Raw genomic sequence first — 7,128 nt, forward strand, 5'->3', positions numbered from 1 at the left:
CCCCTCGCAGACCCGGCCGGACGGCGGTGCTCCTCGCCGCCGCGCTCACCGCCGCCACCCTCGGCACCGCCGGACCGGCCGCGCTCGCCGCCGCCCCGCCCGGCCCGCCCTCGGACGCCGCGCTGGCCGCCACCGCCGGACGGCACGACCTCACCCGCGAGCAGTTCTACTTCGTCCTGCCGGACCGCTTCGCCAACGGCGACCGGGGCAACGACACCGGCGGCATCACCGGTACCCGCCTGGACCACGGCCTCGACCCGGCCGACAAGGGCTTCTACCACGGCGGCGACCTCGCCGGGCTGATCCAGCGGCTCGACTACATCCAGGACCTCGGCACCACCGCGATCTGGATGGCGCCGATCTTCACCAACAAGCCGGTCCAGGGCACGGGGGACGCCGCCAGCGCGGGCTACCACGGCTACTGGATCACCGACTTCACCCGGGTCGACCCGCACTTCGGCACCAACGAGCAGTTGAAGGAGCTGATAGCCAAGGCCCACGCCCGGGGCATCAAGGTCTTCTTCGACGTCATCACCAACCACACCGCCGACATCATCGACAACCGGCAGGGGCAGTCCGGCTACCGCAGCACCGGCGCCTATCCGGTGCTGGACGCCGACGGCAACCCGGTCGACGAGACCGCGCTCGCCGACGCCGCGTCCGCCTGGCCGAAGCTGACCAAGGACTCGTTCCCCTACAGCCCGGTGTTCCGCAAGCCCTCCGACGCCACCGCCAAGACCCCGGCCTGGCTCAACGACCCCGCGCTCTACCACAACCGGGGCGACTCCACCTTCGCCGGCGAGTCCGCCACCGAGGGCGACTTCTCCGGCCTCGACGACCTCGACACCCAGAACCCCAAGGTGGTCAAGGGCTTCGAGAAGGTGTACCAGCAGTGGGTCGAGGAGGCCGGCGTCGACGGCTTCCGGATCGACACCGTCAAGCACGTCAACATGGCCTTCTGGCAGCAGTGGGCACCCGCGCTCAAGGAGTTCGCCGCCAAGCGGGGCAACAAGAAGTTCTTCATGTTCGGCGAGGTCTACTCCGGCGATCCGGCCGTCACCGCGCCCTACGTCACCAAGGGCCGGCTCCAGGCCACCCTCGACTTCCCGTTCCAGAACGCCGCCCGCTCCTACGCCTCCCAGGGCGGCTCGGCGCGCGGCCTCGCCGACGTCTACGGCCAGGACCACCGCTACACCACCGCCGACACCGACGCGTACGAGCTGCCGACCTTCCTCGGCAACCACGACATGGGCCGGTTCGGCTCCTTCCTGCTCGCCGACAACCCGGGCGCCGACGAGGCCACCCTGCTGCGCAAGGACCGGCTCGGCAACGAGCTGATGTTCCTCACCCGCGGCCAGCCCGTCGTCTACTACGGCGACGAGCAGGGCTTCACCGGCGCGGGCGGCGACAAGGACGCCCGCCAGGACGTCTTCGCCTCGCAGACCGCCTCCTACAACACCGACCGGGTGCTCGGCGGCCCCACCGGCCCCGCCGACCGGTACGGGCGGGACGGCGAGCTGTACCGGGGCATCGCCGGCCTGGCGAAGCTGCGCCGCGACCACCCCGCCCTCGCCGACGGCGCCCAGATCGAGCGGTACGCCGCCGACGGCCCGGGCGTCTACGCCTTCTCCCGGATCGACGCCGGACAGCAGGTCGAGTACCTGGTCGCGGTCAACAACGCCGCCGAGCCGAAGACCGTCACCCTGGACACCTTCTCGGCCGGCCAGGGCTTCGACCGGATCTACCCGGCCGCGGGCGAGCGGACCACCAGCGGCGCCGACCGCAGGGTCACCGTCACCGTGCCGGCGCTCTCCTCGGTCGTCCTCAAGGCCGCCGGGAAGCTCGCCCCGGCCGCCGCCGCGCCCGCCGTCACCCTGCGCGCGCCCGCCGACGGCTCCACCGGCACCGTCACCGTCGGCGCGGACGTGCCCGGCGGCGGCTTCGGCCGGGTCTCCTTCGCCGCCCAGGTCGGCGACCGGCCCTGGCAGGTGCTCGGGACCTCGGACACCGGCCGCTACGCCGTCACCCAGGACCTCGCCGGCGTCGCCCCCGGCACGCCCGTCCGTTACAAGGCCGTCGTCCAGGACGCCGCCGGCCGGCTGAGCTCCGCCACCGGCGGCTTCAGCACCGGCACCCCGGCCCCGAAGCCGGTCCCCAGTGCCGCGGCCCGCCCGTACGCCGTCGTCCACTACCAGCGCAAGAACGGCGACTACGACGGCTGGAACCTCTACGCCTGGGGCGACCTCGCCGACGGCGAGGCCACCCCGTGGCCGGCCGGCCACGGATTCACCGGCCGGGACGCCTACGGCGCCTTCGCCTACGTGAAGCTGAAGCCCGGCGCCTCCGACGTCGGCTTCATCGTGGAGAAGGACGGGGTCAAGGACGTCGACGCCGACCGCCACCTCGACCTCGGCGCCACCGGCGAGGTCTGGCTCAAGGAGGGCGACCCCACCGTCCTGACCGCGAACCCGGGGCCGGTGAACACCCAGCCGCCCGCCACCGCGGTGATCCACTACAACCGGGCCGACGGCGACTACGACGGCTGGGGCCTGCACGACTGGACCGGCGCCGCCAACCCCACCGACTGGGGCAACCCGCTGCTGCCGGTCCGCCGGGACGCCTTCGGTGCCGTCTTCGAGGTGCCGCTCGCCCCCGGCGCGACCAGCCTCAGCTACATCCTGCACAAGGGCAACGACAAGGACCTGCCCGCCGACCAGTCGCTCGACCTGGCCGGCACCGGCCGCGAGGTCTGGATCCTCGGCGGCCGCGAGGGCTACCTGCTGCCGCAGACCGCCGGCGCCTCCTCCCAACTGGACCCCGCCTCCGCCAAGGCCCAGTGGATCGACGCGCGCACCGTCGTCGTCCCGCCCGGGTACGGCGCCGGGGACGCCGCGCTCGCCGCCGGCACCAGCGCCCAGCTGGTGTACGACCCGGCCGGCGGCATCCGGGCCGACCGGGGCACGCTGACCGCGCCCGGCCGGTGGATCCGGCTGGAGCCCGCCCCCGGCGGGCTGACCGGCGCCCAGAAGGCGGCCTTCCCGCACCTGGCCGGCTACCGCGCCTTCACCGTGGACACGCGCGACGCCGCCCGGGTGCCCGAAGCCCTGCGCGGCCAGCTGCTGTTCACCGAGCACCTGCCGAGCGGCGCCGTGCTGGCCGCCACCGGCGTGCAGATCCCCGGGGTGCTCGACGACCTGTACGCCCGCCGCACCGGCCGGGTCGACTTCGGACCCGCGTACTACAACGGCAAGGTCGCGCTCTCGCTCTGGGCGCCGACCGCGCAGGAGGTCTCCGTCCAGGTCTTCGACACCGCCACCGGCGGCACCCCGAGGACCCTGCCGATGAAGCGCGACGAGGAGACCGGCGTCTGGGAGGTGGTCCGGGACCGGGCCGAACTCGACGGCAAGTACTACCTGTACCAGGTGAAGGTCTGGGCGCCGGCGGTCCAGCAGCTGGTGGTCAACACCGTCACCGACCCGTACTCCGTCGCCCTCTCCACCGACTCCCGGCGCAGCCTGGTCGCCGACCTCGCCGCGAAGGCGCTCAAGCCGCCGGGCTGGGAGGACCACGCCGTCCCGCCGGCCGTCCCGCTCGGGCGGGAGCAGATCCAGGAACTGCACGTCCGCGACTTCTCCGTCGCCGACGGCACCGTCCCGGCCGCCGAGCGCGGCACCTATCTGGCCTTCACCGAGTCCGAGGCGGCCGGTGCGAAGCACCTGCGCGAGCTGGCCGCGGCCGGGGTCACCACGATCCACCTGCTGCCGACCTTCGACATCGCCACCATCAGGGAGAACCGGGCCGAGCAGCGGCTGCCCGCCTGCGACCTCGCCGCCCTGGCCGCCGACAGCGACAAGCAGCAGGAGTGCGTGGCGGCCGTCGCCGCCCAGGACGCCTACAACTGGGGCTACGACCCGCTCCACTACAACGTGCCGGAGGGCTCCTACGCCACCGACCCCGAAGGGACCGCGCGCACCGTGCAGTTCCGGCGGATGGTGCAGGCGATCCACGCGGCCGGCCTGCGGGTGGTGCTCGACGTCGTCTACAACCACACCGCCGCGAGCGGCCAGGCCGAGCACTCGGTGCTGGACCGGGTGGTCCCCGGCTACTACCAGCGGCTGGACGCCAACGGCAAGGTGACCACCGACAGTTGCTGCGCCGACACCGCGCCCGAGCACGCCATGATGAACCGCCTGGTGGTCGACTCCGTCACCACCTGGGCGCGCGAGTACAAGGTGGACGGCTTCCGCTTCGACCTCATGGGCCTGGACCCGAAGTCCACCATGCTGGACGTGCAGGCCGCGCTGCGCCGGATGACGCCGGACTCGGACGGCGTGGACGGGAAGAGCGTCCTGCTCTACGGCGAGGGCTGGAACTTCGGCGTGGTGGCGGACGACGCCCGGTTCGAGCAGGCCACCCAGCGGAACATGGCCGGCACCGGCATCGCCACCTTCGACGACCGGTTCCGGGACTCCGCGCGCGGCGGCAACTTCCAGCTCTCCTCGGCGCCCCAGCAGGGCTTCGCCTCGGGCCTGTTCACCGACCCGAACGGCTCGGCCGCCAACGGCACCCCGGAGCAGCAGAAGGCCCGGCTGCTCCAGCAGACGGACCGGCTCAAGGTGGGGCTGACCGGCAACCTGGCCGGCTACTCCTTCACCGACAGCTCCGGACGGACCGTCACCGGCAAGGACGTCGACTACAACGGCGCCCCGACCGGCTACGCGGCCCGGCCCGGCGAGGCCCTCGCCTACGTGGACGCGCACGACAACGCCGATCTGTTCGACGCGCTGGCGTACAAGCTGCCGGCCGGCACCGCGCCCGCCGACCGGGCCCGGATGCAGGCGCTGGCACTCGCGCTGACCACGCTGTCGCAGGGCCCCGGCTTCGTCCAGGCGGGCAGCGACCTGCTGCGTTCCAAGTCGCTGGACGCCAACTCCTACGACTCCGGCGACTGGTTCAACGCGATCCACTGGGACCCGCGGGACGGCAACGGCTGGGGCCGGGGACTGCCGCCGGCCGCGGACAACAAGGAGCTGTGGCCCACCGCCAAGGCCCTGCTGGCGGATCCGCGGCTGACCGTGGGCCCCGCCGACATCGCGGCGGCGGGCGCGCAGTACCAGGACTTCCTGCGGATCAAGCGCTCCTCGCCGCTGTTCGCGCTGCCGACCCTGGCGGCCGTGCAGCAGCGGCTCGGCTATCCGCTGTCGGGCACGCCCGGCGAGGTCCCGGGGGTGCTCACCCTGCACCTGGACGGCACCGGGCTGCCGGGTGCGGAGAAGGGGATCACGGTGGTGTTCAACGCGACGCCGACCGAGCGGAGCCAGACCGTCGGCGCGCTCGCCGGGACGGCCCAGGCGCTCCACCCGGTCCAGGCCGGCGGCGCCGACCCGGTGGTGAAGCGGTCCGGCTTCGCCGCGGCGACCGGGACCTTCACCGTGCCGGGCCGCACGGTGGCGGTGTTCGTGCAGGGCTGACGGAGTGTCGCCGACCGGGCCCCGTTCCGTCACCACGGAGCGGGGCCCGGGACTGATCCACAGGGTTTTCGGTTCCATTCAATGTATGGAGTTGGCCGGAAACCGCCCCTGGCACGGCCGGAAAGGGGAGGTGCCGCCCCCGTCGGGACCCGGAGCGGGTCCTGCGGGCCGGGCCCGCGCCCTGAGCGCTGGTCAGTGCCTGCGGGGGGTGACCAAACCTTTTGGCAGATATGAAAACGATCGTCGGATGTTCGCACGGGCGTAACACTCCTGAGCATCCGGCAGATGTACGGGCCGGTAGCTAATCGGCCAATCCGTGGCATGCATCTGTCATTAACGGCTCGTTTGCTGCCACGATTCCTCCGGCTGCAGACGAGGGGGCCCCACCCCCCGGTGCAGCTGTCCGAGGTCAGGAACAGCGCGATCCCCCCTGCCGAAACGCTTTACCACCTTGCTCCGCAACCGCACCCGCGCCGCGCACCGGCGGCGGGGGCCCCCACTGAGTCGCAACCCTGCGACCAGGTTCTGTCCACCGTCCGCGAACCCCGCGGCGGTCGGAAAAGGAGTCCGCATGTCCCGTTACGCCCACGCCCGGAAGGCAGCGGTTGTCATGGCCGCCACCACCGCGCTGCTGGTAACCGGTTTTCCGGCCCTCGCGCAGGCGGTCACCCCTGACGCGCCGGCCGCCGTTGCCGCGCAGCAGGCGAGCCGCGCCGAGCTGATCGCCTCGGCGAACCAGCAGACCGCCGGCCTCGCCCAGGTCCTGGGCCTGACCGCGAACGAGAAGCTGGTCACCAAGGACGTCGTCCAGGACACCAACGGTGCCCGCCACCTGCGCTACGAGCGCACCTACGCCGGCCTGCCGGTGCTCGGCGGCGACCTGATCGTCCACCAGGACGCCACCGGCGCCACCACGGGCGTGACCAAGGCCAGCGAGGCCGTGCTGACCGGCATCGAGACCACGCCGAAGCTCGCCGCGCCGAAGGCCCAGGAGGCCGCGCTGGCCGCCGAGGCCGGCTCCGCGCTCGACAAGGCCCCGACCCTGGTCGTCTGGGCCGGCGACGGCACCCCGAAGCTCGCCTGGCAGACCGTCGTCTCCGGTAAGGAGTCGGACGGCACCCCGAGCCGCCTGCGGGTCGTCACCGACGCCACCACCGGCGCCGTGCTGGGCAAGACCGAGGCCATCAAGACCGGCACCGGCACCGGCGTCTTCGTCGGCAGCGTCCCGCTGACCACCACCCAGAGCGGCTCCAGCTTCCAGCTCAAGGACGCCACCCGCGGCGGGCAGTACACCACCGACATGGGCAACCGGACCACCGGCAACGGCACCCTGTTCAGCCGGGCCACCGACACCTGGGGCAACGGCCAGGCCAGCAACCGCGAGTCGGCCGCCGTCGACGCCCAGTACGGCGCCGCCGCCACCTGGGACTTCTACAAGAACACCTTCGGCCGCAGCGGCATCCGCAACGACGGTGCCGGCGCGTTCAGCCGGGTCCACTACGACACCGGCTACGTCAACGCCTTCTGGGACGACGACTGCTTCTGCATGACCTACGGCGACGGTGACGGCGACACCCACCCGCTGACCGAGCTGGACGTGGCCGGCCACGAGATGAGCCACGGCGTCACCTCCGCCACCGCCAACCTCAACTACTCC

Annotated in this window: 1 protein-coding gene and 1 pseudogene; both read left to right on the top strand. The window is 72.8% G+C overall.

The window, feature by feature from the left end:
- Window positions 1–26: 26 nt before the first annotated feature.
- Entirely contained in the window at window positions 27–5,471 is a 5,445-nt protein-coding gene (gene pulA / locus VR45_RS16075) for a pullulanase-type alpha-1,6-glucosidase (protein ID WP_045940443.1), read from the top strand.
- 571 nt (window positions 5,472–6,042) lie between these two features.
- Window positions 6,043–7,128 (top strand): annotated as a pseudogene (locus VR45_RS16080) (M4 family peptidase); the annotation flags it as partial.

Source organism: Streptomyces sp. NRRL S-495, from assembly GCF_000966955.1.
GTDB lineage: Bacteria > Actinomycetota > Actinomycetes > Streptomycetales > Streptomycetaceae > Kitasatospora > Kitasatospora purpeofusca.